This is a genomic window from Pseudonocardia lacus, from assembly GCF_018531445.1.
GTDB classification, from domain to species: domain Bacteria; phylum Actinomycetota; class Actinomycetes; order Mycobacteriales; family Pseudonocardiaceae; genus Pseudonocardia; species Pseudonocardia lacus.
The window spans coordinates 1-2,048 of sequence record NZ_JAHDTH010000427.1; the positions used below are offsets into that span (position 1 = coordinate 1).

Consider the following 2,048-nt stretch of genomic DNA (forward strand, 5'->3'; position numbering starts at 1 on the left):
TCGACCTGGTCACCGCGGTGCTCGGCGCGGACCTGCCCGAGGTGCGGGGCCTGCGCACCTTCCTGACCGGCAGCAGCCACGACTGCCCGCACGTCTACGCCGCGCTGGAGGGGGCCGGGCTGCTCGTCGTCGGCGACGACCACGACTGGGGCGACCTGCTGGCCGAGGGGCCCGTCGGCGCGCCCACGGAGCTGGCGCTGGCCGAGCGCTACCAGCACGCCGGCCCGGCCGGGCCGCGTGCCTCGATCCGCCGCCGCGCCGCGCACACCGCGGCCGCCGCCCGCGAGTGCGGCGCCGAGCTGCTGGTGTCCTACGTGCGCGAGCACGACGACGGGCCGCCGTGGGACTTCCCGGCCCAGCGCGCGGCCACCGGCCTGCCCGCGGTGCTGGTCGACCGCCAGCCCTACGGCGAGGTCGACCTGGCGCGCCTGCCCGCCCCGGTGGAGGTCTGAGGCCCGATGGCTCGACTGCCCAGCGCCCTCGCGGCCACGTCCTACCAGCGGCAGTGGTTCGCCGACCTGCGCGCCGGTCTGGCCCCCGGCGACCCGTTCGCGCTGGTGAACGCGGACGCCCCGCAGGAGGTGTTCCGCGCCATGGGCATCCCCTACGTGGTCAACCAGTGGTGGGCCTCGATCGTGGCGGCCAAACGACGCACCCAGGACCACCTGCGGCTGCTGCGCGAGCGCGGCTACCCCGACTACACCGAGCAGTACAGCTCGACGTCGCTGGCGTCGGTGTTCGACGAGGACCCGGACGGCGCGCCGTGGGGCGGGCTGCCCCGCCCGAGCATCGTGCTCGCCGAGACCACCGGCGACGCCGGCCGCAAGGTCTTCGACGTGTGGGACGCCCAGGACGGCGTCACCTTCTACCCGCTGGAGAGCGCGTCGACGAACGACCCGCCGCCGAACTGGTGGGAGCTGGTCGACCACGACTGGGAGCGCGTCGTCGGCTCCGACCGGCTCGACCTGATGGTCGGCGAGCTGGAGGGCCTCATCCGCTTCCTGGAGACCACCACCGGGCTGGTGTTCTCCGAGTCCCGCTTCGGCGAGGTCATGGCGCTGGTCAACGAGCAGGAGCTGTGGAACCGCCGGACCCGTGACCTGGTCGCGGTGGCCCGGCCGTGCCCGCTGGACGTCACCGACTCCATCCCCGCGGTCATGGTGCCGCAGTGGCACCGCGGCACCGAGTGGGGCCGCGACGCCGCCCGCCGCCTGCACGACGAGGTCGCCGAGCGGGTCGCCGCCGGCACCGGTGTGTGCCCCGACGAGCGGGCCCGGCTGATGTGGATCGGCCGGGGCCTGTGGTTCGACATGGACTTCTACCAGCGCTTCCAGCGCGAGCACGGGGCCGTGTTCGTGTGGTCGATGTACCTGGCCATCGCCGCCGACGGCTACGTCCGCCACGGCGACGACCCGCTGCGCGCCCTCGCCGCCCGCTTCGCCGCGTTCCACGAGCAGCTCTACATGCCGCCGTGGTCGAGCGGCTGGTACGTCAAGGAGGCCCGCCACCACGGCGTCGACGGGGTGGTGCACCTGGTCTCCGAGGACGCCCGGGGCAGCTGGTTCACCACCCGGGCGCTGCGCGACGCCGGGATCCCGGTGCTGGAGCTGCACGCCGACAACGTCGACTCCCGCACGGCCGACCCGCAGGCCCTCACCCGCGCCGTCTCCGGGTGGCTGGAGTCCGAGGTGCTGCCCCGCGCCGGCCGCTGACGGGCAGGATGGCGCGATGGCCGCCGAGAAGCTCAGCCGTCAGCAGGTCGTCGCGCACCGGGTCGACGTCCACGGCCTGGTGGAGCGGGCCCGGCGGCTCACCGACCTCGCCGTGCTCGACCTGGGCGTGCAGGACACGCCGCCCGGGTCGTTGCGGGTCGCGCTGTCGGCCCGGCTGGCCGAACCGCCGGCTCCGGACGCCGACGTCACCGCCGGCGGGGCGCTGACGATCGTCTGGACCTTCCGCGGGGCCCCGCACCTGCACCGCACCGCCGACCTCCCGGCGCTCGCGGCGGCGGGCTGGCCGCGCGACGACGCCGACGCCGCGGCCCGGCT

1 protein-coding gene and 2 pseudogenes are annotated in these 2,048 nt (G+C 75.5%); all 3 read left to right on the top strand.

Translation table 11 applies throughout. The features are described 5' to 3' along the window. Positions 1-452, top strand: a pseudogene (locus KIK08_RS38770) (2-hydroxyacyl-CoA dehydratase family protein); the annotation flags it as partial. 6 nt (positions 453-458) lie between these two features. Next, positions 459-1,712, top strand: a complete 1,254-nt coding sequence (locus tag KIK08_RS38775; RefSeq protein WP_214408290.1) for a 2-hydroxyacyl-CoA dehydratase family protein — start codon at positions 459-461, stop codon at positions 1,710-1,712. A gap of 16 nt (positions 1,713-1,728) precedes the next feature. Then, a pseudogene (locus KIK08_RS38780) lies at positions 1,729-2,048 on the top strand (winged helix DNA-binding domain-containing protein); the annotation flags it as partial.